The sequence below is a fragment of the Pseudoduganella sp. R-31 genome (assembly GCF_049913235.1).
GTDB lineage: Bacteria > Pseudomonadota > Gammaproteobacteria > Burkholderiales > Burkholderiaceae_D > Rugamonas.
Genome location: NZ_CP183986.1, coordinates 6,129,764 through 6,152,816, shown reverse-complemented (window position 1 = coordinate 6,152,816; position 23,053 = coordinate 6,129,764). Strand labels below are relative to the sequence as shown.

Here is a 23,053-nt window from a genome sequence, read left to right as displayed (position 1 = left end):
ACCATGAGCAAATTCTATCCACTGTCCGTCGCCAAGGTGCAGCAGGAGACCCGCGACTGCATCGCCGTCACCTTCGCCGTGCCTGCCGAACTGCAGGAAAGCTTCAAATACCAGCAAGGCCAGCACCTGACCCTGCGCACGAACATCAATAACGAGGACGTGCGCCGCTCGTATTCGATCTGCTCCGCCGTGCAGGACGGCGCGCTGCGCGTGGCGATCAAGCGCACGCCGGGCGGCATGTTCTCGACCTGGGCCAACGAAGCGCTGAAGCCCGGTGCGACCATCGAAGTGATGCCGCCCATGGGCCACTTCAACGTGCCGCTGGATGCGGGGCAGAGCAGGAGTTACCTGGCTTTTGCGGCAGGCAGCGGCATTACGCCTATCCTGTCGATCATCAAAACTACCCTGATGACCGAGCCGACCAGCCGATTTACCCTGTTCTACGGCAATCGCGCTTCCTCGTCCGTGATCTTCAAGACGGAACTGATGGAGCTGAAGGATGCCTATCTTGAACGACTGAACATTGTCTATGTGATGTCGCGCGAGCAGCAGGATATTGAGCTGTTCAACGGCCGCATCACAAAGGAAAAAACCGAGCAGTTCCTGCAGCACTGGATCGACATCAAGGACTACGACACCGCCTTCATCTGCGGACCGGAAGACATGATGCTTGGTGTCTCCGCTGCCCTGCAGGAGGCTGGCATGCCAAAGTCGAACATCAAGATTGAGCTGTTCGCTGCAAGCATTCCAAAGCACCAGCACAAGCCGCGCGTGCAGGCCGATGCAGCACCGCACCTGACGGAAGTCACCGTGATCATGGACGGGAATGCGGCTTCGTTCACCATGGAGAAGGACAAGGAGTCGATCCTGGATGCCGGTTTGCGTGCGGGTCTCGATATGCGTTACTCCTGCAAAGGCGGCGTATGCTCTACCTGCCGCTGCAAGATGGTGGAAGGCAAAGTCGACATGGACGTCAACTACGCGCTGGAAGACTACGAGATTGCACGTGGCTTTGTATTGAGCTGCCAGGCGTTTCCGGTCACTGATAAAGTGATTATTGATTTCGATCAGGCTGAATAAAACCGGAGAACCGGTGTCAGACCCGCAGGGTCCGACACCCGGCCCGCGACCGCCGCGTATCAGTGTCTGACCCTGCGGGTCTGACACTGGTTTACCTGGTTTAAAAAGGAGACATGAATTGAGCTACGAGAACATCAAGTTTGAAATCGCAGAAGGCGTCGCCACCCTGACCCTGAACCGCCCTGATAAGCTGAACAGCTTCACCCAGGCCATGCACCTGGAAGTACGCGAAGCCCTGTCCCAGCTGCGCGCCGACAAATCCGTGCGCGTGCTGGTGCTGACCGGCGCCGGCCGCGGCTTCTGCGCCGGCCAGGACCTGGGCGACCGCGCAGTCGCACCAGGCGGCGCAGCAGTGGACCTCGGCGAATCCGTCGAAAAATTCTACGCCCCACTGGTGCTGGCGCTGCGCGAACTGCCGATGCCCGTCATCTGCGCCGTGAACGGCGTTGCTGCCGGTGCCGGCGCCAACCTGGCCCTGGCCTGCGACATCGTGCTGGCCGCCAAATCCGCCAGCTTCATCGAAGCCTTCTGCAAACTGGGCCTGATCCCGGACACCGGTGGCACCTGGCACCTGCCACGCCTGATCGGCCACGCCCGCGCCACCGGACTCGCCATGCTGGGCGAAAAGCTGTCCGCCGAACGCGCCGAGCAATGGGGCCTGATCTGGAAAGCGGTTCCCGACGAAGAACTGATGAGCGAAGCCATGGCCATGGCCAAGCACTTCGCTACCGCCCCGACCAAGGGACTGGCCTTCACCAAGCACGCGCTGCAAGCCAGCTACGGCAACACCCTGTCCGACCAGCTAAAGCTGGAAGGCGAAATGATGCGCGAGCTTGGCTACAGCCACGACTACCGCGAAGGCGTGGACGCCTTCATCAACAAGCGCACTCCAAACTTCAAGGGGGAATAAGCATGGCGGCTCTGGCGAAAGGCAGTGTCGTTGCCATCATCGGCAGCGGGGCAATGGGTTCCGGCATCGCGCAGGTCGCAGCGGCTTCCGGCTACACGGTCAAACTGTTCGACACCCGCGCGGAAGCGGTGGATAAGGCGATTGCCGATATCGGCAAGGTGTACGGCAAGCTGGTTGAAAAAGGCAAGATGTCCGGCGCCGATGCCGACGCCGCGCGCAGTCGCCTGCACGGCGTAGCCGGCCTGGCGGACGTCGCCGATGCAAAGCTGGTAGTGGAAGCCATTGTCGAAAACCTGGACGTCAAGCGCAGCCTGTTCGCCGACCTTGAAGGCATCGTTGCCGACGACGCCATCCTCGCCACCAATACTTCCTCGATTTCCGTCACCGCCATTGCCGCCAAGCTTCGCAAACCGCAGCGCCTGGTCGGCATGCACTTCTTTAACCCGGTGCCGCTGATGGCGCTGGTGGAAGTGATCAGCGGCCTGGCCACCGATGCCGCCGTGGCCGAAGCCGTGTACGACACCTCGATCGCCTTGGGCAAGAACCCGGTGCACGCTAAGTCTACGCCGGGCTTCATCGTCAACCGCGTTGCGCGCCCGTACTACGCCGAAGGCTGGCGCCTGCTGAACGAACAGGCCGCAGATGCCGCCACCATCGACGCGGTGATGCGCGAAGGAGGCGGTTTCCGCATGGGCCCCTTCGAGCTGATGGACCTGATCGGCCACGACGTGAACTACTCCGTCACCGAATCCGTATTCCGTGCCTACTACAACGACCCGCGCTTCACGCCGTCCGTGCTGCAGCAGGAAATGGTGAACGCGGGTTTCCTGGGGCGTAAGTCCGGCCGCGGCTTCTACGATTACAGCGAAGGCGCGGCAGCACCGCTGCCGCGCTCCGAAGCGCCGCAGCCGCTGCCGGAGTACATCGGCTACAGCTTCGAGCCGGGCGACCACACCGCGATCGCGACCACGCTCATCGAGCGCCTGAAGGCGCGCGGCGTTGCCGTCACCAAGCGCAATTCCGCCGAAGGTCACCGTTCGTCCGAAGCACCTGCCTTCCATACCAACGGCGCCGCCATCTACCTGACCGACGGCCGCACCGCCACCCAGCGCGCACGCGACGACAAGCATGACGACATGGTGGTGTACGACCTGGTATTCGACTTCAATGCTTCGCCGCGCATTGCCATCGCGTGCAGCGACCAGTGCAGCCCGCGCGCCATGGCATCGGCCATCGGCATGTTCCAGGCTGCCGGCTTCACCGTGACGCGACTGGATGACGTGCCAGGCCTGGCCGTGATGCGCACGGTCGCCATGCTGGCCAACGAAGCGGCCGACGCCGTCAACCAGGGGGTATGCAGCGCGCAGGCGGCCGACCTGGCGATGCAAAAGGGCGTCAACTATCCGCGCGGCCCGCTGGCCTGGGCGGACATGGTGGGCGTCAGGCACATCGTGACAGTGCTGGAGAACCTGGCAACCAGCTACGGGGAAGACCGCTACCGCGTGTCGCCGCTGCTGCGCCGCCGCGAACAGAGCGGAGCCAGGATCCATGCATGACCCAAAGATGCACCCGCAGGCCCTGGCCGAAGCGGCAGGCGCGGCGATGTTCGCGCGCGATGCCGCCAGCCAGGCCCTCTGCATGAAGTTGGTAGAAATCCGCCCCGGCTATGCGCGCATGACCATGCCGGTACGGAGCGATATGCTGAACGGGCACCAGACTTGCCACGGCGGCTTTATCTTTGCGTTGGCGGATAGTGCTTTCGCATTCGCGTGCAACAGCCATAACCACACGACGGTTGGCGCGGGCTGCACGATCGACTACCTCGCCCCCGGGCGGATGGATGACTTGCTGACGGCGGAGGCGGTTGAACGAACGCTGGTCGGCAAGACCGGCATCTACGATGTCACCGTCAGCAACCAGGAGGGCAAGATGATCGCCACTTTCCGCGGCAAATCGCACCGCGTCGCCGGAGAGGTGGTTCCAACCCATAGCTAGTTGATGGAGGTAGCACCGTGGTCCAACGCATTCCCGCCCCTTCCGACCTGGAGCCGATCGAGCGCGCCAGCCGTGACGAATTGCAGGCGCTCCAGCTGGAACGCCTGAAATGGTCGCTGATGCACGCTTACGAGAACGTGCCGCACTACCGCAAGGCCTTTGACGAGAAGGGTGTGCATCCGAACGACCTGAAGTCCCTGTCTGACCTGGCCAGGTTCCCGTTCACGGACAAGAAGACCCTGCGCGACAACTATCCCTTCGGACTGTTTGCCGTGCCGCGCGAAAAAGTCGTGCGCGTGCATGCCTCCAGCGGCACTACAGGCAAGCCAACCGTGGTGGGCTACACCCAGCGCGATATCGACATGTGGGCCGACGTGGTGGCCCGTTCCATCCGCGCAGCGGGCGGCCGCGCCGGCGACATGGTGCACATCTCCTACGGCTACGGCCTGTTCACCGGCGGCCTGGGCGCGCACTATGGCGCTGAACGCCTGGGCTGCACCGTGATTCCGATGTCCGGCGGACAGACCGAAAAGCAGGTACAGCTGATCCAGGACTTCAAGCCATCGATCATCATGGTCACGCCGTCCTACATGTTGAACATCGTCGAGGAATTCCAGCGCCAGGGACTGGACTGCGCCAAGTCCTCGCTGCAGGTGGGCATCTTCGGCGCCGAGCCTTGGACCAACGCCATGCGCGGAGAGATCGAACGGCGTGCCGGCATCGACGCGGTAGACATCTACGGCCTGTCGGAAGTGATCGGCCCAGGCGTCGCCAGCGAGTGCATCGAATCGAAAGACGGCCCGGTGATCTGGGAGGACCATTTCTACCCCGAGATCATCGACCCGGAGACAGGGGAAGTGCTGCCCGATGGCGAAGAGGGCGAACTGGTGTTCACTTCCCTGAGCAAGGAAGCCATGCCGGTGATCCGCTACCGCACGCGCGACCTCACGCGACTGCTGCCGCCGACTTCGCGCGCCATGCGCCGCATCGGCAAAATCACCGGCCGCTCGGACGACATGCTGATCATCCGCGGGGTGAACGTGTTCCCGACCCAGATCGAGGAGCAGATCTGCAAGCTGCCCAAGCTCGAACCGCAATACCAGCTGGTGGTAACCCGCGACGGCCACCTCGACAAGCTGGAAGTGCTGGTGGAGCTGCGCGCCGGACTGGCGCGCGCCGACGCAGGCGATGTCGCGCGCGAACTGGAACAGCGCATCAAGACCAATGTCGGCGTGAGCACCACCGTCACGCTGGTCGGCGTGGGCGGCATCGAACGCACCGCGACCGGCAAGGCCAAAAGAGTAATCGATAAACGACCCAAGGAATAATAATGACCGAAGCATTCATCTGCGACGCCGTTCGCACACCGTTCGGCCGCTACGGCGGCGCACTGGCAGGGGTGCGCGCCGACGACCTGGCTGCCATCCCGATCGCAGCGCTGATGGCGCGCAATCCTTCCGTCGACTGGAAACAGGTGGACGATGTCTATTACGGCTGCGCCAACGGCGCCGGCGAAGACAACCGCAACGTGGGCCGCATGGCCGGCTTGCTCGCCGGCCTGCCGGTGGAGGTGCCGGGCAACACCATCAACCGCCTGTGCGGTTCTTCGCTGGATGCAGTCGGCATCGCGGCCCGCGCCATCAAGTCGGGCGAGGCGCAACTGGTGATTGCGGGCGGCGTGGAAAGCATGACCCGCGCGCCTTTCGTCATGGGCAAGGCCGACAGCGCGTTCTCCCGCAGCGCGAAGATCGAAGACACCACCATCGGCTGGCGCTTCGTGAACCCGCTGATGAAGGCGCAGTACGGCATTGACTCGATGCCGGAGACCGCGGAAAACGTGGCCGAGCAATGGTCCGTTGCACGCGCCGACCAGGATGCCTTTGCCATCCGCAGCCAGCAGCGCTGGGCAGCCGCCCATGCCGCCGGCTTTTTCAAGGGCGAGATCGTGCCTGTCACCATCGCGCAGAAAAAAGGCGAACCCAAGGTGATCGACACCGACGAACACCCGCGTCCGGACACCACCATTGAGGCGCTGGCCAAGCTGAAAGGCGTGGTCAAGCCCGATGGCACGGTCACCGCCGGCAATGCCTCCGGCGTGAACGACGGCGCCTGCGCGCTGCTGCTGGCATCCGCCGCGGCGGTCGACAAATTCGGCCTGAAGCCGCGCGCCAAGGTGCTGGGCATGGCGACTGCCGGCTTGGCACCGCGCATCATGGGCTTCGGTCCATCGCCGGCCAGCAAAAAGCTGCTGGCGCAACTGGGCATGACCATCGAACAGATGGACGTGATCGAATTGAACGAAGCCTTTGCCGCGCAGGGCCTGGCAGTGACCCGCGACCTGGGCCTGAAAGACGACGATTCCCGCGTCAACCCGAACGGCGGCGCGATTGCCATCGGCCACCCGCTGGGCGCGTCGGGTGCGCGCCTGGTGACCACCGCGCTGAACCAGCTCGAACGCACCGGCGGCCGCTACGCGCTGTGCACCATGTGCATTGGCGTCGGCCAGGGCATCGCGCTGGTGATCGAGCGAGTCTGACCATGCCTTGCTACGAGATCAATGGCGTGCGGCCTGTGGTCCATCCTACGGCCTATGTGCACCCGACCGCGGTGCTGATCGGCGACGTGATTGTCGGCCCGCGCTGCTACGTGGCGCCGCTGGCTTCGCTGCGCGGCGACTTCGGGCGCCTGATCCTGGAAGAGGGCGCCAATGTGCAGGACACCTGCGTGATGCACGGCTTCCCCGGCGGCGACACGGTGGTCGAGCAGGATGGCCACATCGGCCACGGTGCAGTGCTGCACGGTTGCCGCATCGGCCGCAATGCCTTGGTGGGCATGAACGCGGTGGTGATGGATAACGCGGTGGTGGGCGCAGAGAGCATCGTCGGTGCAGCAGCCTTCGTCAAAGCCGGCATGGAAATCCCGCCGCGCAGCATGGTGGTCGGCGCGCCGGCCAAGATCCTGCGCCAGGTCAGCGACAGCGAGATCACTTGGAAGACGCTGGGCACCGGCCAGTATCATGAGCTGGCCGTGCGCTCGATGCAGACGATGGTGGAGTGCCAGCCCGACACCGAGGCTGCGCCGGGCCGCCAGCGCATGCAATGGGACACTTCGCTGCCTATGCACCTGCACAAGCAGGCATTCGACAATAAACAGTAATCGGAGACTACAAATGGTACACACCCTGCAAAGCTTCATCGGCGGCCGCTGGCAAGGCAAGGAAGCCGCGACCGCGCTGCACAGCGCCCTGGACAACCGCGTCATTTACCACACCCACGCCGAACAGCTGGACTTCGCTGAAGCCGTGCACTACGGCCGCAAGACCGGCATCCCGGCCCTGATGAAGCTGGACTTCCAGACCCGCGCCCAGCGCCTGAAAGCCTTGGCGATGTACCTGATGGAGCGCAAGGAAGAACTGTATGCGATCTCGCACCTGACCGGCGCTACCCGCCCGGATAGCTGGGTCGACGTGGAAGGCGGCATTGGCACCCTGTTCGCCTACGCCAGCATGGGCAGCCGTGAGCTGCCTTCATCCAACGTGCTGCATGAAGGCCCGGCCATGGCGCTGGGCAAGCGCGGCGGCTTCTCCGGTACTCACATCCTGGTGCCGCGCGGCGGCATCGCGGTGCACATCAACGCCTTCAACTTCCCGATCTGGGGCTTGCTGGAAAAGTTCGCGCCTTCCTTCCTTGCCGCCATGCCGTGCATCGGCAAGCCTGCCAGCGCGACGTCCTACCTGACGGAAGCCCTGATCCGCATGATCAACGATTCCGGCCTGCTGCCGGAAGGCTCGCTGCAGCTGGTGATCGGCAGCACCGGCGACCTGCTGGACCGCCTGGGCGGTGCAGACGTGGTGACCTTCACCGGTTCCGCCGACACCGCGGCCAAGCTGCGCTCCAACCGCAACCTGATCGCCAACTCAGTCCCGTTCACGGCCGAAGCCGACTCGCTGAACTGCGCCATCCTGGCGCCGGACGTCACGCCTGACGATCCCGAGTTCGACCTGTTCGTGAAGGAAGTGCAGCGCGAAATGACCACCAAGGCGGGCCAGAAATGTACCGCCGTGCGCCGCATCATCGTGCCGCACCAGCATGCGGACGCGGTGGCGGAAAAACTGCGCGAACGCTTGGGCAAAGTCGTGGTGGGCGATCCTTCGGTGGAAGGCGTTCGCATGGGCGCACTGGCCTCGAAAGACCAGCAGCGCGACGTGGCCGAGCGAGTAGCCCAGCTGGCGCAAGGCAATGAAATCCTGTTCGGTGGCGCCGGATCGCTGAAGCTGGTGGGCGAAGGCGTCGAGAACGGCGCCTTCTTCTCGCCGACCCTGCTGCTGTGCCGTAACGCCCTGACCAACGATGCCGTGCACGACGTGGAAGCCTTCGGCCCGGTCAGCACCATGATGACCTACGACTCCATCGACGAGGCGCTGGAGCTGGCTGCGCGCGGCAAGGGTTCGCTGGTGTCGACCCTGGTGACCAAGGACCCGGCAACCGCTGCCTACGCCGTGCCGATCGCGGCTGCCTCGCATGGCCGCGTGCACGTGCTGGATCGCGAAGCTTCGGTGGATTCCACCGGTCACGGCTCGCCGCTGCCGCAACTGAAGCACGGCGGTCCTGGCCGCGCGGGAGGAGGAGAGGAACTGGGCGGCATCCGCGCGGTGCGTCATTTCCTGCAGCGCTCCGCGGTGCAAGGCTCGCCGACGATGCTGACTGCCATCACCGGCGAGTACGTGCGCGGTGGCGCGGTCAAGGAAGGTGACATCCATCCGTTCCGCAAGTGCTTTGAAGACCTGGCAATCGGCGATTCGCTGCTGACCCATCGCCGCACCGTGAGCGAAGCCGACATCGTCAACTTCGGCGGCATTTCGGGCGACTACTTCTACATGCACTTCGACGAGATCGCCGCCAAGGACACCCAGTTCGGCAAGCGCATCGCCCACGGCTACTTCGTGCTGTCGGCGGCGGCGGGCCTGTTCGTGTCCCCTGCGCCCGGCCCGGTGCTGGCCAATTACGGCCTGGACAACCTGCGCTTCATCACCCCGGTAGCGATCGGCGACACCATCCGCGCCCGCCTGACCTGCAAGCGCAAGGTCGACCGCAACCGTACCGACGACAAAGGCCGTGGCCAGGGCGTGGTGGCGTGGGACGTGCAGGTGACCAACCAGAACGACGAACTGGTTGCAAGCTACGACATCCTGACTCTCGTATCCAAGCGCGCCTGACGTTCCAGCATATGCCAGCAAGCGGTGCCGCCGGCGGCGCCGCTTGCCACCATGTGCAGGGCGTAGTTCCAGGCCTGCATCACAGGGCCGTCGTCGCATGCATAAGCGTCGACCCCCAGCACGGTGCCGAAGACAGCAAGGGCCGTCACGACACCCGCTGAGGCGAAATAGCTCCAGCGGCGTGTTCCCAGCCGGTTGGCCACCTGGATGGTCAGTACGTACGGAAACAGGGCGCTGACAAAGGCGCAAAGCCAGGAGGTCCCGAAAAGCATGACGGCACCCACGATCTGGACGCCGACCTGCATGGTGAAGGTAAAGGTGCCGCATGCTGCTGCAGCAGTGACAGCGGCGAGGTATGCCACATTTGCGTGGCGAAAGGTGATTGTGTTTTTCATGTCCCGCACTGTAGCGGGCGAATGTGCGGCCAGTATGAACCTGCTGTGAAACGCAGCTACATCGTCATTATGTAGATCACGCCTGCAAACGCCAGAATGATCAGCGCCACGGCCGACCACTTCAACTTGTAATGACGTGCATGGCAGCGCTGGCAAACCCGCATTTTCGCACCGCCACCGCTTGCCAGCGGGAGCTCTTCATAGGTATTCCAGTTGATTTCAGCAGCGCAGAGCGCGCAGGTACCGCGCTCATTACGCCTTCCGCCGCGCCATTGCCGCAGCCGGTCGGTCACTAGCGCCGCCACCAGCAGCGCACTAAATAGCAGGAACAATATCTTCATTGTGCGCCGACTTTAGCATAAGCCAGCAAGCGCTGCCCGCTGCAAGTCCGGCGAGGAAAAGCATCGGGGCCAGCCGCACCAGATGACGCGCGGAATAGGCGCATGCCAGCAGCGGCAGGAATGCCATGGCGGTGAGGACTGCACCGCCGATGAAGAAGCATGGGCTGCGGATGCCGCGGCGCACGGCCAGCGTCATCGCACCTGCAAAAGGCAGGACCGAGGCGGCGAAAGCCATGATCCATGCCAGTACCAGTGTAGCGAGGGGAAAGCGGAAGGTTTTATCGCCGTTCACGACGAAGTCCCACAGCTCGTTGCCGAAGACGAAGGTGAGCGCGGCGCAGCTAACCGCAAGGAGGTGGGCGTACATGACGCGCTGCATCGAAGTAGAGATGTTCATGAGCGGTACTTTAGATGGCCTGTATGCGCTCAGAATGAAGCGATTATGAAATGCCACAAGCGGACATGGATTCGCTACACTGCGGGCTGCGCCGCTCTTAACTTCTTAAGGTAAGCATGAAATTCATATCGCTGGCGGCAATTGCCGCCATGGCCCTGCTGACGGGCTGCACTTCGGTATCCGGAACCAGGTTTGCGCAGCAGGAGGCTGGCATGCCCAAGCTGTCGCCCGGCCAGGGCCGCGTGTACTTCTATCGCGTTGACGCGCTCACAGGGCGGCGGGATGACGGCCCCGGTCAAGCTGGATGGGATCGTGGTGGGCGACTCTCTTCCAGGCGGCTACTTCTATGTCGATGCAGCGCCGGGCAAACACGAAGTATCCGCCGCTACCAGGGTTACCAGAAAGCTCAGTTTCGTTCTTGAACCCGGGGAGACCAGGTATGTGCGCACCAAGGCGCAGTTTGAGGAGAAGGTCGGCCGCGTGGTGCCGGAACTGGTCAGCGCCGAAGAAGCCCGCAGGGAACTGCCGTCCCTGAACTTCACCGGCGCGCCAAAGTCCAACTGATCAAGCCTGCAATCCGAATGGATCGTCGATGGAGTGAGATGGCTTTGTGAACCAGCGCGGGCCGTCCTCCGCCATGTAGAAGTGGTCTTCGTGGCGCACGCCAAATTCGCCTGGCACCACGATCATCGGCTCGTTCGAGAAGGTCATGCCGACGTCCAGCGGCGTCTTGTCGCCGCCGACCAGGTATGGCCATTCGTGGATGTCCAGGCCGATGCCGTGGCCGGTGCGGTGCGGCAGGCCTGGCAGCTTGTATTCCGGGCCGAAGCCGGCCGCCTGCAGTGAACGGCGCGCGGCCATGTCCACTTCCTCGCACGGCACGCCCAGCTGGGCTGCTTCAAACGCGGCCTGTTGCGCCGCTTTCTCCGCATTCCACACGGCGCGCTGGCGCTCGCTCGCTTCGCCGTACACATAGGTGCGGGTGATGTCGGAAATGTAGTTGTGCAGCTTGCAGCCGGTGTCGATCAGCACCGTGTCGCCCTGCTTCAGCGTCTGCACGTAAGAGACGCCGTGCGGGAAGGAGCTGGCCACGCCGAACAGCACGATCACGAAGTAGGATCCGGCCGGCGCGCCCACCTTGCGGTGCGCCTTGTCGATGAATTCCGCCACCTCGGTGGTGGTGATGCCTTCGCGCAGGATGCTGGCGGCGGCGATATGCACGGCCAGGGTCATGTCCTTGGCGCGCTGCATCAGGGCGATTTCCGCCTTCGACTTGCGGGTGCGGCAATGGGCAGTGACGGGGCGCGCGTTTTCCAGCGCATAGCCTTCGGCCAGGGGGCGGATGCCGTCGAAGATGAAGAAGGCGGCGCTTTCGTCGATGCCGACGCGCGGCGGCTGTGCGGCATTCGGCACAATGCCCATTTTCTTCAGGACCGCGATGAACAGCGCATATGGGCTTTCATGCTCATGCCAGCAGTTGACGGCGCCTTCCACCAGCATGAAGTCGTTCAGCGTATCTTCTTCGAAGGCGGGGGCGATGTATTCGACGGCGCCGCTGGCTGGCAGGATGGCGCCGACCATGCGTTCGCTCGGGTACCACTTGGTGCCGGTGAAGTAGAGCAGGTTGGAGCCTGCATTGATATAGATGGCGGCAATGCCTTGCTGGCGCATGTAGGCTTGCGCCTTGTCGATGCGTGCCAGGTGTTCATCCTTGCCGATCGGCGTGGCGCCCGCCGTCATGTCCGACAGGGATGCCAATGCCTCTTCGATAGTCTTGCCGCCGATACCAATGCCCATGCTGCCTCCTTAAAAACAAGGGAAACATCATAGCACCGCAAGGACGGAAAAAAGCCGGCTATGCAGCTATCGTATCGGGGGATGACGATAGCCGCATACCGGCCGGGATGACGAGTCTTACTGGACTTGCACGCTTACCTTGTCAACAACGAAGGAAGTCTGCAGCGAGTAGTCTTCCGTCATGTTGAAGTGGATACGCACGGTCTGGCCCTTGTACGGCAGCAGGTTGAAAGTGCGGATCTGGTAACCGCTGGCCGGCATGGTGTTGTTGTAGGTTGCCAGGGTGCCCAGGGTGGTGCCGGAGCTGTTCTTCACGGACACGACCATCTTGTCGTACACGGTGCTGCCCGACTCGTTGGTGTCGATATGCAGCGCGAACGACAGGGTGGCCGACGTTGCGGTGGCCGGGATGGTCACGGTCTGGTACAGGGTTTCGGTAGCGGTCGTGCCGTTACCGCCCAGCCATGCGAAGCGGCTGCCTTCGTAGGCCGTCTGGCCGCTGTAGTTGCCGATCACGCCGGTGCTGCCAGCCCATGGCGAAGTGCCGGACTCGAAGCCGCCGTTGACAATCAGTTCGCTCTGCGGCGGCGTGGTGCCCACGGTCAGGGTGGCGTTGTTCGAGGTGGCGGTTTTTGCTGGCGACGAGGAGTCGCTGACGATGGCCTTGAACACGGCGCCATTGTCCGCTGCCTGCGCGGTGAACGAGTAGGTCGCCGAAGTGGCGCCCGAGATCTGCGTGCCGTTGCGGTACCAGGCGTAGCTGTAAGGCGTTGTGCCGCCGCTGGCACCCACGGTGAAGGTTGCGGTGCCTCCGGGAGCGACCGTCACGTTGTTCGGCTGCGTGGTGATCGTTACCGTATTCGGATTGGCTTCGTCCACGTCGCTGCCGACGTTGATTGCAGCGTATGCGCGCTTGACCGCGATCGATTCCGGGCTGCCTACGCCGTACAGTTCTTCCGCGGCCTGCACCGTCTTGTTGCGCGCGTCGGCATAATTGGTCGACGAGGTGAACTTGGTGGTGTTGGCCTTGAACCAGATGCGGAACGCCTTGTCGTTGCCGATACCGGTCATGGCCAGCGGCTGCTTGTTCAGGTAGGAGCTATACATCTCGCTCGAGGACGAGGAATTCGAGCCCTGGGACAGGAAATAGAACATGCGGTTGTTCGGACCCGAGGAGTAGTGCACGTCGATATTGCCCAGGGTGCTGCTCCAGGCATCGCGCGATGCGCCGTCCTTGGAAGGCTTCCACATCCAGCGCAGCGGCTGGCCGGACTTGCTGATCTCCTTGCCCATCATCCAGTCGTTGCCGGACGGGATGGTACTGCCGGTGCCGCCGGCGCGGGCATAGGCCTCGACCATATCGCCGGTGATGTCGGAGTTCGATTCATTCAGGCCGCCGGACTCGCCTGAGTAGTTCAGGTTGGAAGTGGCATCGGTCACGCCGTGGCCCATTTCGTGGCCGATCACGTCGATGGAACCCAGGCTGTAGAAGCTGGAGCCGTCGCCGATGTACATGCACTTGCAGCTTGGGTCGAAGAAGGCGTTGTCGTAGTTGTTGTCGACGTGGACGGCGATGTAGGTCGCGGTGTTGTTGCCGTCCAGCGAAGACCAGCCCACCACGTTCTTCAGCGTGTCGTAGGTGTTCATCAGGCCCCACAGCGCGTTCACAGCGGCGGTCTGGCCGTTGGCGTTGGTGGTGCTGCCGCCGTTGTATTGCTGGCCGTCGCCCCAGGTGTTGGTGCTGTTGGTGTAGATGGAGCCTGGGCTTGGGTTGTTGGCCGACGAATGGTTTGCATTGGTGATGGCCATGCCGCCATAGGTGCCGCCGGTGCCGCGCGAGGAGTCCAGCATCTTGTAGGTGGAGCCGGACAGGGTCGTGTTGATCGGCACGTCGCCGTTGTACTGGCTATGGCCGACGCCGACCACGGTCTGCAGGGCGTTCCACTGCTTGATCACGGCGCCGGTCTTGGCGCTGATCACGGTGTCGCGGAACACCGGACGGTTGTCCTTGTTCATGCGAGTCTTGACCAGGTAGGCCAGCTCGTAGTGGTCGACTACTTCTTCCACGTCCATCGCGTTCAGCGCGCTTTCGGCCTTGTTGGCGGCGGCGGCGGTGCGCTGGGTCTTGACTACTGGCCAGATCAGCAGCTCGGCTTCCGGCTTGATGCGATGCTGGGTGCCCGGTGTACGCGATACGGCGATGCGGATCGCCTCGTCGGCGCCAAAGGCAGCAGTGGTTTCCGGTGCGCCCCTGCCCGAGGCCCTGGCGGCGCGCGAAGCGTCCAGGCCATTGCGGCGGTCGGATGCGGACTCGCTGACGATATTGCCGTTTTCATCGGTGACAACGACGGACTCGGAACCGAACACGCGCAGGCCCTGGAAGGTGTGGTCGGCGCGCACGATGCGCTGGCCGTTGACACCCGGGTGCTGTTCGCGCAGCTTGTAGCCATGCTCGCTATCGAGGCCGGCTGCAGAGCGAAGTGAATCCAGGCGCGTCACCAGGTTCGCCTTGGCTTCAACGCTCAGCGGTTGAGCAGGAGAGGCCATCAGGGTATCTGGCAGGACGCCTGCGAATGCAGGGGCGAACGAGGCGGCAACGGCTGCGGCCAACAGGCTTTTGCGAAGTTTCATCGACTCTCCTTGGGAACTTGGGTTGGTGGGGAGAGATGACGTTATGCCTGTTTTTTGTGCAAGTCAACAAACTTGCGAAATGAGTCATTTTTACTTATTTTGTATATTTTTAGACAATAGATTACGGTTTTATAGTCACCAAAAGAAACGGGGGCGGCCTGGTGAGCCGCCCCCGCCTGACTGCCGGTTACCGCCTGTTACTTGACTTGCAGGCTGACCTTATCAACCACGAAGGACGTCTGCAGCGACGAGTCTTCGGTCATGTTGAAGTGCAGGCGCACGGACTGGCCCTTGTACGGCAGCAGGTTGAAGCTGCGGACCTGGTAGCCGCTGGCGGCGTTGGCGTTGCTGTAGGTCGCCAGGGTGCCCAGGGTGGTGCCGGAGCTGTTCTTCACGGTCACGACCAGCTTGTCGTACGCGGTGCTGCCCGATTCCGCGGTGTCGATATGCAGCGCGAACGAGAAGTTCGCCGACGTCGCGGTCGATGGGATGGACACGGTCTGGTACAGGGTTTCGGTCGCGGTGGCGCCGTTACCGCCCAGCCATGCGAAGCGGGTGCCTTCGTACGCCGACTGGCCGCTGTAGTTGCCGATCACGCCGGTGCTGCCGGCCCATGGCGTAGTACCGGACTCGAAACCGCCGTTCACGACCAGCTCGGATTGCTGGGTGGTGCCCACGGTCAGGGTCGCGTTGTTCGAGGTCGCGGTCTTCACCGGCGACGACGAGTCGGTGACCACGGCATTGAACACGGCGCCGTTGTCGGCCGCCTGCGCGGTGAACGAGTAGGTAGCCGAAGTGGCGCCCGAGATCTGGGTGCCGTTGCGGTACCACTTGTAGCTGTAAGGCGAAGTGCCGCCGGTTGCGCCTACGGTGAAGCTGGCGGTGCCGCCTGCAGCCACGGTGATGTTGTTCGGCTGGGTGGAGATTGACACGCCGGTGCCGCCTGCTTCGTCGACGTCGGTGCCGACGTTGATCGCAGCGTATGCGCGCTTGACAGCGATCGATTCCTTGCTGCCCACGCCGTACAGTTCTTCCGCAGCCTGGATCACCTTGTTGCGCGCGTCGGCATAGTTGGTCGACGCGGTGAACTTGGTGGTGTTGGCCTTGAACCAGATGCGGAACGCCTTGTCGTTGCCGATACCGGTCATGGCCAGCGGCTGCTTGGTCAGGTACGGGCTGTACATCTCGCTCGAGGACGAGGAGTTCGAGCCTTGCGACAGGAAGTAGAACATGCGGTTGTTCGGGCCCGAGGAGTAGTGCACGTTCAGGTTGCCCAGGGTGCTGCTCCAGGCATCCTTCGACGAGCCATCCTTGGAAGGCTTCCACATCCAGCGCAGCGGCTGGCCGTTCCTGGCGATTTCCTTGCCCATCATCCAGTCGTTGCCGGACGGGATGGTGCTGCCGGTGCCGCCGTTGCGGGCATACGCTTCCACCATTTCGCCGGTGATGTCGGAGTTGGACTCGTTCAGGCCGCCGGATTCGCCGGAGTAGGTCAGGTTGGAGGTGGCGTCGGTCACGCCGTGGCCCATTTCGTGGCCGATCACGTCGATCGAACCGAGGCTGTAGAAGCTGGAGCCGTCGCCGATGTACATGCACTTGCAGTTCGGATCGAAGAAGGCGTTGTCGTAGTTGTTGTCGACGTGGACGGCGATGTAGGTGGCGGTGTTGTTGCCGTCCAGCGAGGACCAGCCCACCACGTTCTTCAGCGTGTCGTAGGTGTTCATCAGGCCCCACAGCGCATTCACTGCGGCGGTCTGGCCGTTGGCGTTGGTGGTGCTGCCGCCGCTGATGTACTGCTGGCCGTCGCCCCAGGTGTTGGTGCTGTTGGTGTAGATCGAGCCGGCCTGCGGGTTGGATTCCGGCGAGTGGTTGGCGTTGGTGATTGCCATGCCGCCGAAGGTGCCGCCTACGCCGCGGGTGGAGTCCAGCATCTTGTAGGTGGAGCCGGACAGGGTGGTGTTGATCGGCACGTCGCCGTTGTACTGGCTGTGGCCGACGCCGACCACGGTCTGCAGCGCATCCCACTGCTTGATCACGGCGCCGGTGGCGGCGTTGATCACGGTATCGCGGAACACAGGACGGCCGTCCTTGTTCATGCGGGTCTTGACCAGGTAGGCCAGCTCGTAATGGTCGACCACGTCTTCCACGTCCATCGCGTTCAGCGCGCTTTCCGCCTTGTTGGCGGCGGCGGCGGTGCGCTGGGTCTTGACCACCGGCCAGATCAGCAGTTCGGCTTCCGGCTTGACGCGGTGGGTCTTGCCGGCAGTGCGCGAAACGGCGACGCGGATCGCTTCGTCGGCGCTGAAGGCTGGCGTGGTATCAGGAGCGCCCTTGCCGGTGGCGCGCGCGGAGCGATGCGCGTCCAGGCCGTTGCGGCGGTCGGATGCGGACTCGCTGACGATGTCGCCGTTTTCGTCGGTGACGACGACGGACTCGGAACCGAACACGCGCAGGCCCTGGAAGGTATGGTCGGCGCGCAGGATGCGCTGGCCGTTGGCGCCCGGGTGCTGTTCACGCATCTTGTAGCCGTGCTCGCTGTCCAGGCCTGCGGCGGAACGGCGCTCGTCCAGGCGCGCAGCCAGGTTGGCCTTGGCTGCAAGGCTCATCGGCCGGGCCGGCGCGGCCATCATGGTTTCTGGCAGGACGCCTGCAAATGCGGGGGCGAAAGAGGCGGCTACAGCTGCAGCCAGCAGGCTTTTGCGAAGTTTCATCAGCTCTCCTTGTGAGCGTTGGGGTTTAGGGAGAGCGGGAAGTTATGCCTGTTCTTTATGCAAGTCAAAAAAGTTGCGAAATAAGTCGTTTCTACACTTTTTGTTCAGTTTTAGACATTTGATTACATTTGCGTGGTTGTTGAACTAGCTTGCCTCGCGACGAAATGGCGCACGATTGGCGCGATTTGTAGGGAAGTTACAACGAAATAGAGGTGTTTTTCTAGTTTCGTGTTTGACGCAACACAAATATGTATCAAATTGTCACACTCATGTTGCACTAGTTGAATTTTGCGTTTTACACTAGCCCGTCATTTGTTTGACGTACCACTTAGTGAGGGCGCATCACTCATGTTGTCTATATCTACCAAAGTCGAAAGGATCGTCACGGAGTCGCCCTTCCTGAGCGAAGGTCTGCGCCGTGGCCTGATCAACCTGTCGGAACTGGCGCGCCAGCTGCAGCCGCAGCTCCAGAACGACCTGTGGAAGCCCGTCGGCCAGGCGGCCGTGGTCATGGCCTTGCGCCGCGTGGCCGGGCGCCTGCCGGACAAGGATGCACAGGAACTGGTGCTGGCCCAGCAGTCCGGCCAGCTGACCGCACGCACCGACCTCGTCGAATTCACTTTCCGCCGCTCGGACCGCATCGATGAATGCCACCGCCAGCTGCTGGAGCGTTCGGGCACGGGCCACGGCCTGTACCTGACCGTCACCCGCGGCAGCGAGGAAGTGGTGGTGATCTGCAGCCGCCCGTTCATCGGCCTGGTCGAACAGATCTTCGCCGGCGAGCGCCTGCTGGCGCGGCTGGAGAACCTGAACGCCGTCACGCTGCAGCTGACCGCCGATTCCTGGCGCACGCCGGGCATCTATCACGCCATCCTGAAGAAGCTGGCGTGGGACAAGGTCAACCTGATCAACCTGATCTCGACCCACACCGAGCTCACCCTGCTGCTGGAGAAGGAACACACGGGCGCCGCCTTCAGCGTCCTCTCCAACATGATCGCGCACAAGCACTGATGTACACTTCCCTGTAAGGAGAACTTACAGGGAGTTCGCATGGGCTTGAAAGACACGCAGCGGGTAGTGCCGGCATTGCGGGTGGCGAGCTACGCCGCCAGCAAGCCTTTCTATGAGTCGCTTGGCTTTCGCGAGGAGTGGACCCACCACTTCGAGCCCGGCATGCCGACCTTTGCCTCGATGATGCTCGATGGCATGGAAATTTTCCTATCAGAACATTCGGGCGACTGCCAACCGGGCGGGCTGGTACACTTTTATGTTCCGGACGTCGACGCCTTGTACGACGACTTCCTGGAGTACGGCGTGAACGTCGAGCAAGCGCCGAACAATGACCTGGGAGCGGACCTGCGCGTGATGTCCGTTCTCGATCCAGATAACAACCGGCTCAAATTTTTGACCCAGACCCATTGGGAGTAAGCGCAATGAAGAAAGCGCTGTTGTTCGCAGTACTTGGCATGGCCGCCGCGTCGCAGGCCGGCGCGCAAGGGCTGTTCAAGTGTACGGTAGACGGCAAGGTGACCTACCAGTCCATGCCATGCGCCAAGGGCGGCGCCCCGCTCGATTACCCGCCGCCGCCGACGGCCGCCCAGGTAAAGGCGGCCCAGGCGCGCGCGCAGGAAGACCGCGAGCGTGTGGACGAACTTGTCGTGCGCAACCGCGAAGCGCGTGCCAGACAGGCCAAGGAGGAAGAGGAAGCGTCGAAGGAGGCCGCCGCCAGTGCGCCAGTGGCAAAGAGCAGCTGCGATTCGCTGCGTTCCCGCCGCGAAGAATTGTACGGCCGGCGCAATGAGAACCGCCGCAATTCCCAGCTCGATGCCATGGCCAAGACCCAGGACGACATCGACAAGCTGGAGGCCCAATACACCAAGGCCTCCTGCGGCCCGCTCGACTGAGGGGCCGCTGCGCCGCGCTGTCTTATTGCGGTGCGGCGGCGGCAGGGGACGTAGCGGCTCCCTGCTGCGGCGCGACCGGAACGGCCTGCAGCGACATTTCACGCAGCTTGCCCAGCACGGCCTTGTCCTTGACCAGCGTGACAGGGCTGATCTTGCCCATGTCCTGATTGACCAGGTAAGCGACCAGTGCCCCAGCGATCGCGCCGCCGGCGGCCGCTTGTCCGTAGCTGAGGCTGCTATGTTTGACGGCGGCACGGCCAGCCACCCCACCTGCGCCGCCAACGGCTGCCATCAGGCCGACGCTGATTTTTTTCGTGACCGGGTCCTTGGCATAGCCGACATCGGCGCAGCCGACGCCTGCGGCTGGCGCTTCGTGCGGCACGCCGTCCATTGTGGTGTACATGTAAATGTAAGGCATCTTCTGCGGATCGTTGGGGATGTAGAAGCCGCCATCGTTGTAGCCGCGCTTGGCGCCGGGATTCCCGGGCTGGAACATTGAGATGCCGCCCTGCGGGGCACGGTAGTAGGTGCCGTCCGCATCCACTTTTTCCGAAACGTAGGGGCCGCGCTCAAGGCGGGTTTCGGTCACCAGCTTCAGGATACCGGCTTCATCGACGGCCGTCATGGCCTCGGGCAGCTGGATGCAGGTGATATTGGCCGGCGTTGCCAGCTGGTCCGGCGCGATCAGCGGGGCGTTGTTGGCGCAGCCGCCGAGCATTGCGCTGGCGGCCAATGGGAATAGCAGTTTCTTGTACATGATTATCCTGTGGTATTGACCCCGGAAACGGACCGGTCACCACAGGATAATTACTTCATGGCAATCTTGCAATAAAATAATCAGGTTTGCCCAGATTACTTTTTCTTTTCTTCCTCAGGCTGCGAGAAGTTCAGCTCGGGCTGCTGTTCGTCGTCCTGCTTTTGCGCAGGTAGCGATTCCGGAGCCGCCGGCTGCTCGATATGCAGGTCGCCCGACTCCACCTTGCCGCCCGTGCCCCGGTCGAGGAAGGCGGTGACGGTTTGCGGCAGCGCAGCCACCAGCAGCACCATCAGCATTTGCAGGCCGACCCAGGGCAGGGCGCCCCAGTAGATATCCGAAGACTTCACTTCTTTCGGCGCCACGCCGCGCAGGTAGAACAGCGCGAAGCCGAAAGGCGGGTGCATGAAGGAGGTTTGCATGTTCACGCACAGCATCACGCCGAACCATACCAGCGCCGCCGATGCCGCCGCCTCCGGACTGCCCATCAGCGGCTCCAGTTGCGGCGCCAGCACCTTCTGCGCCACCGGCGCCAGCATCGGCACCACGATGAAGGCGATCTCGAAGAAGTCGAGGAAGAAGGCGAGGAAGAACACGAACAGGTTCACCACCAGCAGGAAGCCGATCCAGCCGCCCGGGATGCCGTTGAACAGGTGCTCCACCCACAGCCCGCCGTCCACGCCCTGGAACACCACGGAGAAGCAGGTGGAGCCGATCAGGATGAACACCACCATTGCCGTCAGGCGCATGGTGGACTGGTAGCTCAGGACGATCAGGTCGCGCAAGGACTTGATCTGGCTGGCGCGGATCACGATCCAGGCCACGCACACGTACAGCACGGCCAGCGCGCCCTGCACGACAGGCTTGGCGCCTTCCACAAAGGCGCCCAGCAATGCCGCGGCCGCCAGGGCCGCCATGCCGATGCGGAAGAATATCTTGTCGCGACCGTTGAATTCCGGATGGCGCAGGGCTGCCAGGATCACCGCGCCCAGCGCACCCATGGCGCCCGATTCGGTCGGCGTCGCAACGCCCAGCATCATGGTGCCCAGCACCATGAAGATCAGCACAGCGGCCGGCACGATGCCTTGCAGGCATTGCTTCCACAGCGCCCAGCCGCGCGGGCCCAATTCGTTCTGCGGCGCCGGCGGCAGCCATTGCGGCTTCACGCGCGACAGGATGAAGGTGTACAGCGCGAACAGGCCGATCTGCACCAGCGAAGGGCCCCAGGCGCCCAGGTACATGCTGCCGACGTCGGCGGCAGCGGTCGGGGTCTTGAGCTGGTCGGCCAGCACCACCAGCACCAGCGACGGCGGCACCAGCTGGGTGATGGTGCCGGAAGCGGCCAGCACGCCGGTGGCGTAGCGCATGTGGTAACCGTAGCGCATCATCACCGGCAGCGAGATCATGGCCATGGCGATCACCTGCGCCGCCACCGTGCCGGTGATCGCGCCAAGGATGAAGCCGACGATGATCACCGAGTAGCCCAGGCCTCCGCGCACGCCGCCGAACAGGCGGCCCATGGAGTCGAGCATGTCCTCCGCCAGGCGGCACTTTTCCAGCACCGCGCCCATGAAGGTAAAGAAGGGGATCGCCAGCAGCAGGTCGTTGGCCAGCACGCTGCCGAAAATCCTTTGCGGTACTGCCTGCAGGAAGGGCACGCCGAAGAAGCCCTGCGCAATCGCGATAAAGCCGAAGAACAGGCCCACCGCCAGCAGCGAGAACGCTACCGGGAAGCCGACCAGCATGAATACGACCAGGCCACCGAACATCAGCGGCGGCATCATCTCCAACGGAATCATTGCACTGGCCTTTCGTATTTGCTGTCCAGGTTGGCTTGGCCGGCGAGGTGGGCGATGCGCTTGATCAGTTCAGAAATGCCTTGCAAGGTGAGCAGGGCAAAACCGACGGGCACCACGAACTTGATCGGCCAGCGCGCCAGGCCGCCGGCGTTGCTCGATTGTTCCATGATGGCCCAGGAAGGCAGGAACAATGATTCCCACGACAGCCAGGCAAACAGGATGCAGGCCGGGAACAGGAAGAAGATGATGCCGAAGACGTCGATCCAGAGTTGCTTGCGCTCGGAGACGTGGCCGTAGACCAGGTCGACGCGCACGTGCTCATTGCGCTGGAAGGTGTAGCTGGCGCCAAGCATGACGGCGGCGCCAAACAGGTACCACTGCATTTCGAGCAGGGCGTTGGAACTCCAGTCGAAGCCATAACGGATCATGGCGTTGCTGGCGCTGATGAAGCATGAGGCGAGAATCATCACATTGGCCAGCTGCCCGCAGCGGTAGCCAAGGCGGTCAAGCCAATGCGACAGGCGAAGAAACTCCTGCATTGCGTCTCCTGGTGATTGGATTATTTATTGCAAGGATATTAGCCGAGAATCCCCCCGAATTGAATCGCTCCCCGGCGACGGTTGACGTTTCGCCACGAAAAAACTGGACAGGTGACAATTAAGCATTTAAGATATTCGTTAAATGCTTAATTAAATAAAAGTAGTACTCCGGCATTGGCTGGAGCGCCCGTCGGGTATAGACTAGAGGCCTCGCCGCGTTGCGGTGCCCCTCAACAGAAAACCAGCATGTCGGACAAAGTATTTGAAGCATTGGCATCGACGCCACGTCGACTGATCCTCGCCTATCTCTCTGAGCAGGAGATGACGGCCGGGGAGGTGGCTGCCCGCTTTGAAATGAGTGCGCCTGCGGTTTCCCGTCATTTGTCCGTCCTCGAAGGTGCAGGGTTGGTCAGCAGCGAGCGTCGCGGCCAGTATGTCTATTACAAGCTGATGTCCGACAACCTCGTCAATACGCTGACGCAGTTTGCCTTTGCGCTGTGCCCGGTCGCCGGTCCAATCAAGCGCGAAAGCAAGGCCAGGAAAAAGGCCGGCGAAGCGTAAATCGCCAGTACACGCAGACCGCAA

The 23,053-nt window shown here is 62.8% G+C and carries 22 protein-coding genes; 13 read left to right on the top strand and 9 right to left on the bottom strand.

Annotated elements, in window-relative coordinates:
* Positions 1-3 precede the first annotated feature (3 nt).
* From paaE to paaZ, 8 genes are all read left to right on the top strand, one after another.
* Positions 4-1,080 carry a 1,2-phenylacetyl-CoA epoxidase subunit PaaE gene (gene paaE / locus ACN9MY_RS28025; RefSeq protein WP_426165051.1) on the top strand — a complete coding sequence of 359 codons (1,077 nt, stop codon included), beginning with the start codon at positions 4-6 and terminating at the stop codon, positions 1,078-1,080.
* Between the two features lie 118 nt (positions 1,081-1,198).
* Positions 1,199-1,990, top strand: a complete 792-nt coding sequence (gene paaG, locus ACN9MY_RS28020; RefSeq protein ID WP_426165049.1) for a 2-(1,2-epoxy-1,2-dihydrophenyl)acetyl-CoA isomerase PaaG — start codon at positions 1,199-1,201, stop codon at positions 1,988-1,990.
* A 2-nt stretch (positions 1,991-1,992) separates the two neighbouring features.
* Positions 1,993-3,546, top strand: coding sequence for a 3-hydroxyacyl-CoA dehydrogenase PaaH (paaH, locus tag ACN9MY_RS28015; RefSeq protein WP_426336449.1), 1,554 nt, complete (start codon positions 1,993-1,995; stop codon positions 3,544-3,546).
* Complete coding sequence (paaI, locus tag ACN9MY_RS28010; RefSeq protein WP_426336448.1) at positions 3,539-3,985, top strand: hydroxyphenylacetyl-CoA thioesterase PaaI; 447 nt, start codon at positions 3,539-3,541, stop codon at positions 3,983-3,985. Before paaH ends, paaI begins: the two co-directional genes overlap by 8 nt.
* Before the next feature lie 17 nt (positions 3,986-4,002).
* On the top strand, positions 4,003-5,313 hold the full coding sequence (paaK, locus tag ACN9MY_RS28005; protein ID WP_426319318.1) for a phenylacetate--CoA ligase PaaK: 1,311 nt from the start codon (positions 4,003-4,005) through the stop codon (positions 5,311-5,313).
* A 2-nt stretch (positions 5,314-5,315) separates the two neighbouring features.
* Positions 5,316-6,521 (top strand): 3-oxoadipyl-CoA thiolase, encoded by a 1,206-nt coding sequence (gene pcaF, locus ACN9MY_RS28000; protein ID WP_426336447.1) that lies wholly within the window; start codon positions 5,316-5,318, stop codon positions 6,519-6,521.
* A 2-nt stretch (positions 6,522-6,523) separates the two neighbouring features.
* A complete protein-coding gene (paaY, locus tag ACN9MY_RS27995) occupies positions 6,524-7,141 on the top strand; it encodes a phenylacetic acid degradation protein PaaY (protein WP_426336446.1) in 618 nt (205 codons plus the stop codon).
* A 13-nt stretch (positions 7,142-7,154) separates the two neighbouring features.
* Positions 7,155-9,200: a phenylacetic acid degradation bifunctional protein PaaZ gene (gene paaZ, locus ACN9MY_RS27990; protein ID WP_426336445.1), complete on the top strand. Its 2,046-nt coding sequence runs from the start codon at positions 7,155-7,157 to the stop codon at positions 9,198-9,200.
* On the opposite strand, the gene ACN9MY_RS27985 is transcribed toward paaZ, so the two are convergent.
* From ACN9MY_RS27985 to ACN9MY_RS27975, 3 genes are read right to left on the bottom strand one after another with little or no spacing between them, the layout of a single operon-like run.
* The gene (locus ACN9MY_RS27985; protein WP_426319315.1) at positions 9,164-9,595 is read right to left on the bottom strand and encodes a hypothetical protein; all 432 of its coding nucleotides are present in this window, start codon (positions 9,593-9,595) and stop codon (positions 9,164-9,166) included. The genes paaZ and ACN9MY_RS27985 overlap by 37 nt on opposite strands.
* 56 nt (positions 9,596-9,651) lie before the next feature.
* Positions 9,652-9,936, bottom strand: coding sequence for a hypothetical protein (locus ACN9MY_RS27980; protein ID WP_426319314.1), 285 nt, complete (start codon positions 9,934-9,936; stop codon positions 9,652-9,654).
* Complete coding sequence (locus ACN9MY_RS27975) at positions 9,911-10,333, bottom strand: hypothetical protein (RefSeq protein WP_426336444.1); 423 nt, start codon at positions 10,331-10,333, stop codon at positions 9,911-9,913. Before ACN9MY_RS27975 ends, ACN9MY_RS27980 begins: the two co-directional genes overlap by 26 nt.
* A 282-nt stretch (positions 10,334-10,615) precedes the next feature.
* Between ACN9MY_RS27975 and ACN9MY_RS27970 the strand changes: the two genes are divergently transcribed.
* On the top strand, positions 10,616-10,897 hold the full coding sequence (locus ACN9MY_RS27970; RefSeq protein WP_426336443.1) for a DUF2846 domain-containing protein: 282 nt from the start codon (positions 10,616-10,618) through the stop codon (positions 10,895-10,897).
* Here ACN9MY_RS27970 and ACN9MY_RS27965 read toward each other — a convergent pair whose 3' ends face one another.
* The 3 genes from ACN9MY_RS27965 to ACN9MY_RS27955 form a co-directional block, all read right to left on the bottom strand.
* Positions 10,898-12,130: a M24 family metallopeptidase gene (locus ACN9MY_RS27965; protein ID WP_426336442.1), complete on the bottom strand. Its 1,233-nt coding sequence runs from the start codon at positions 12,128-12,130 to the stop codon at positions 10,898-10,900.
* A gap of 117 nt (positions 12,131-12,247) precedes the next feature.
* The gene (locus tag ACN9MY_RS27960) at positions 12,248-14,761 is read right to left on the bottom strand and encodes a M4 family metallopeptidase (RefSeq protein WP_426165027.1); all 2,514 of its coding nucleotides are present in this window, start codon (positions 14,759-14,761) and stop codon (positions 12,248-12,250) included.
* Between the two features lie 197 nt (positions 14,762-14,958).
* A complete protein-coding gene (locus ACN9MY_RS27955) occupies positions 14,959-17,472 on the bottom strand; it encodes a M4 family metallopeptidase (protein ID WP_426336441.1) in 2,514 nt (837 codons plus the stop codon).
* 348 nt (positions 17,473-17,820) lie between these two features.
* Here ACN9MY_RS27955 and ACN9MY_RS27950 point away from each other — a divergent pair, with 348 nt between their 5' ends.
* From ACN9MY_RS27950 to ACN9MY_RS27940, 3 genes are read left to right on the top strand one after another with little or no spacing between them, the layout of a single operon-like run.
* Positions 17,821-18,483: a hypothetical protein gene (locus ACN9MY_RS27950; protein WP_057260906.1), complete on the top strand. Its 663-nt coding sequence runs from the start codon at positions 17,821-17,823 to the stop codon at positions 18,481-18,483.
* Positions 18,484-18,522: 39 nt separating this feature from the next.
* On the top strand, positions 18,523-18,900 hold the full coding sequence (locus tag ACN9MY_RS27945; RefSeq protein WP_426165023.1) for a glyoxalase superfamily protein: 378 nt from the start codon (positions 18,523-18,525) through the stop codon (positions 18,898-18,900).
* Positions 18,901-18,905: 5 nt separating this feature from the next.
* Entirely contained in the window at positions 18,906-19,376 is a 471-nt protein-coding gene (locus ACN9MY_RS27940) for a hypothetical protein (RefSeq protein WP_426336440.1), read from the top strand.
* A gap of 22 nt (positions 19,377-19,398) precedes the next feature.
* On the opposite strand, the gene ACN9MY_RS27935 is transcribed toward ACN9MY_RS27940, so the two are convergent.
* The 3 genes from ACN9MY_RS27935 to ACN9MY_RS27925 all read right to left on the bottom strand — a co-directional run bounded on the left by ACN9MY_RS27935 (position 19,399) and on the right by ACN9MY_RS27925 (position 22,468).
* On the bottom strand, positions 19,399-20,133 hold the full coding sequence (locus ACN9MY_RS27935) for a hypothetical protein (protein ID WP_426336439.1): 735 nt from the start codon (positions 20,131-20,133) through the stop codon (positions 19,399-19,401).
* A 95-nt stretch (positions 20,134-20,228) separates the two neighbouring features.
* Positions 20,229-21,929 (bottom strand): TRAP transporter large permease, encoded by a 1,701-nt coding sequence (locus tag ACN9MY_RS27930; protein ID WP_426319310.1) that lies wholly within the window; start codon positions 21,927-21,929, stop codon positions 20,229-20,231.
* Positions 21,926-22,468, bottom strand: coding sequence for a TRAP transporter small permease subunit (locus tag ACN9MY_RS27925; RefSeq protein WP_426319309.1), 543 nt, complete (start codon positions 22,466-22,468; stop codon positions 21,926-21,928). The genes ACN9MY_RS27930 and ACN9MY_RS27925 overlap by 4 nt, the downstream gene beginning before the upstream one ends.
* 246 nt (positions 22,469-22,714) lie before the next feature.
* Here ACN9MY_RS27925 and ACN9MY_RS27920 point away from each other — a divergent pair, with 246 nt between their 5' ends.
* Positions 22,715-23,029: a metalloregulator ArsR/SmtB family transcription factor gene (locus ACN9MY_RS27920; protein WP_426319308.1), complete on the top strand. Its 315-nt coding sequence runs from the start codon at positions 22,715-22,717 to the stop codon at positions 23,027-23,029.
* Positions 23,030-23,053 lie beyond the last annotated feature (24 nt).

What these genes read in the sequence shown, in the direction of transcription:
- paaE (WP_426165051.1), top strand. Translation starts at nt 4, where the DNA reads ATGAGCAAATTCTATCCACTGTCCGTCGCCAAGGTGCAGCAGGAGACC.
- paaH (WP_426336449.1), top strand. Translation starts at nt 1,993, where the DNA reads ATGGCGGCTCTGGCGAAAGGCAGTGTCGTTGCCATCATCGGCAGCGGG.
- pcaF (WP_426336447.1), top strand. Translation starts at nt 5,316, where the DNA reads ATGACCGAAGCATTCATCTGCGACGCCGTTCGCACACCGTTCGGCCGC.
- paaI (WP_426336448.1), top strand. Translation starts at nt 3,539, where the DNA reads ATGCATGACCCAAAGATGCACCCGCAGGCCCTGGCCGAAGCGGCAGGC.
- ACN9MY_RS27955 (WP_426336441.1), bottom strand. Translation starts at nt 17,472, where the DNA reads ATGAAACTTCGCAAAAGCCTGCTGGCTGCAGCTGTAGCCGCCTCTTTC.
- ACN9MY_RS27975 (WP_426336444.1), bottom strand. Translation starts at nt 10,333, where the DNA reads ATGAACATCTCTACTTCGATGCAGCGCGTCATGTACGCCCACCTCCTT.
- ACN9MY_RS27925 (WP_426319309.1), bottom strand. Translation starts at nt 22,468, where the DNA reads ATGCAGGAGTTTCTTCGCCTGTCGCATTGGCTTGACCGCCTTGGCTAC.
- ACN9MY_RS27930 (WP_426319310.1), bottom strand. Translation starts at nt 21,929, where the DNA reads ATGATTCCGTTGGAGATGATGCCGCCGCTGATGTTCGGTGGCCTGGTC.
- ACN9MY_RS27945 (WP_426165023.1), top strand. Translation starts at nt 18,523, where the DNA reads ATGGGCTTGAAAGACACGCAGCGGGTAGTGCCGGCATTGCGGGTGGCG.
- ACN9MY_RS27960 (WP_426165027.1), bottom strand. Translation starts at nt 14,761, where the DNA reads ATGAAACTTCGCAAAAGCCTGTTGGCCGCAGCCGTTGCCGCCTCGTTC.
- ACN9MY_RS27920 (WP_426319308.1), top strand. Translation starts at nt 22,715, where the DNA reads ATGTCGGACAAAGTATTTGAAGCATTGGCATCGACGCCACGTCGACTG.
- ACN9MY_RS27940 (WP_426336440.1), top strand. Translation starts at nt 18,906, where the DNA reads ATGAAGAAAGCGCTGTTGTTCGCAGTACTTGGCATGGCCGCCGCGTCG.
- ACN9MY_RS27950 (WP_057260906.1), top strand. Translation starts at nt 17,821, where the DNA reads ATGTTGTCTATATCTACCAAAGTCGAAAGGATCGTCACGGAGTCGCCC.
- paaZ (WP_426336445.1), top strand. Translation starts at nt 7,155, where the DNA reads ATGGTACACACCCTGCAAAGCTTCATCGGCGGCCGCTGGCAAGGCAAG.
- ACN9MY_RS27970 (WP_426336443.1), top strand. Translation starts at nt 10,616, where the DNA reads ATGACGGCCCCGGTCAAGCTGGATGGGATCGTGGTGGGCGACTCTCTT.
- ACN9MY_RS27965 (WP_426336442.1), bottom strand. Translation starts at nt 12,130, where the DNA reads ATGGGCATTGGTATCGGCGGCAAGACTATCGAAGAGGCATTGGCATCC.
- ACN9MY_RS27985 (WP_426319315.1), bottom strand. Translation starts at nt 9,595, where the DNA reads ATGAAAAACACAATCACCTTTCGCCACGCAAATGTGGCATACCTCGCC.
- paaY (WP_426336446.1), top strand. Translation starts at nt 6,524, where the DNA reads ATGCCTTGCTACGAGATCAATGGCGTGCGGCCTGTGGTCCATCCTACG.
- ACN9MY_RS27980 (WP_426319314.1), bottom strand. Translation starts at nt 9,936, where the DNA reads ATGAAGATATTGTTCCTGCTATTTAGTGCGCTGCTGGTGGCGGCGCTA.
- ACN9MY_RS27935 (WP_426336439.1), bottom strand. Translation starts at nt 20,133, where the DNA reads ATGTACAAGAAACTGCTATTCCCATTGGCCGCCAGCGCAATGCTCGGC.